This window comes from Oleiphilus sp. HI0067 (assembly GCF_001635735.1).
Genome location: NZ_LWFI01001186.1, coordinates 1 through 1260, shown reverse-complemented (window position 1 = coordinate 1260; position 1260 = coordinate 1). Strand labels below are relative to the sequence as shown.

The following is a 1260-nucleotide window of genomic DNA, read 5'->3' as shown; positions in this document are numbered from 1 at the left end:
TCTCGAAAAAAGTTAGAGCGTCGTATACCGCCGAAACAATGGCACGTGGAGTGATGGTCGCGCCGGTGAGTTGATCGAATTCGCCACCATCCTTTTTAACATTCCATGCTTCGGTATCTGTGTTTGATAGAGACTTTTCGTTAAAACTTAGAATCCAATCTGACTTGCTCAATTCAATTTTATCGCCAAGCCCTGGTGTTTCTTTGTGAGTAAGCACTCTGACGCCGATTAACTCTCCGTCAATACCTACAGCAATAAGTAACTCAATCGGAGCGGTGTAACCATCGGGCGCAGTCCATGGGAAAATTAAGCTTGTCGTACGCGAATCTTTCTTTGCAAGGAATACTTCTCGTTCGACGCCTTGATAGCTTAGTAAATAGCTATCAGCGAGAAGGTCATTGCTACGCAGAGATTCAGGAACAAGGGCGTATAAGGCCGCTAGACGAGCTTTCTTTTCTTGTTCAGCGATTCGTTCACTCGTATTGGTTTGTACAAGTGCGACTAAGCCAGCCGTTAATATAGCGAATAAGCCGAGACCAATCGCAGCACGCACTGCTGACTGAAAAGTACTTGGCGTTTTGTTTGGCTGATCGTTTTGATCCATATCGCTCATAATTCTTATACCTTCGCCTTAGGGCCGCGTTTTGCTTTGTTATGGCCAAAGGTTCGCGGTTGCGTATAGACATCGATTAGGGGGGCTGCAAAGTTCATCAGTAGCACAGCGAAAGCAATTGCATCAGGGTAAGAGCCCCAGGTTCGAATAATGTAGGTAAATAAGCCAACACCTAGACCAAAAATAAAACGACCGCGTGGTGTTGTTGATGAAGAGACTGGGTCCGTTGCGATAAAGAAAGCACCAAACATCGTCGCACCCGCAAGTAAGTGAATACTTAATGGCACGGCTTGGTCGGGGTTAGACGAAAATAAAATTGCTGGAAGTGCTAAGCCGAGTAATACGCCTGCAGGTGTCTGCCAAGGTATGATTCTTAGTGCCAGAAGACCAAGACCGCCAAGTAAGAAGGCTACATTTACCCATTCCCAACCAAGAACGATTCCCGAACCAAAGATGTCTTGGCTGGTAATCGCTTCATAAGTGCTCGCTTTCACCTCATGCTTATATACGTCTAAGGGTGTCGCGCCAGAGTATCCGTCGGGAGCATTCTCTATTTCCCAAATGCTAGCGAGCGTTTGTTGGACGCTAGGGAAATTTTCTTGAAGTGTGGTCGGGCTTGCCCAGTTGCTCGTCATAGCAAGAGGGAA

General features: G+C 46.7%; 2 protein-coding genes. Both read right to left on the bottom strand.

Annotation, left to right across the window (positions count from 1 at the left end; translation table 11 throughout):
- On the bottom strand, positions 1-613 hold a 613-nt coding region (gene rsxG / locus A3739_RS17455; RefSeq protein ID WP_068502212.1), incomplete at its 3' end, for an electron transport complex subunit RsxG.
- Between the two features lie 5 nt (positions 614-618).
- Positions 619-1260 (bottom strand): RnfABCDGE type electron transport complex subunit D (locus A3739_RS17450; RefSeq protein ID WP_156502656.1); only part of this gene is annotated, 642 nt, incomplete at its 5' end.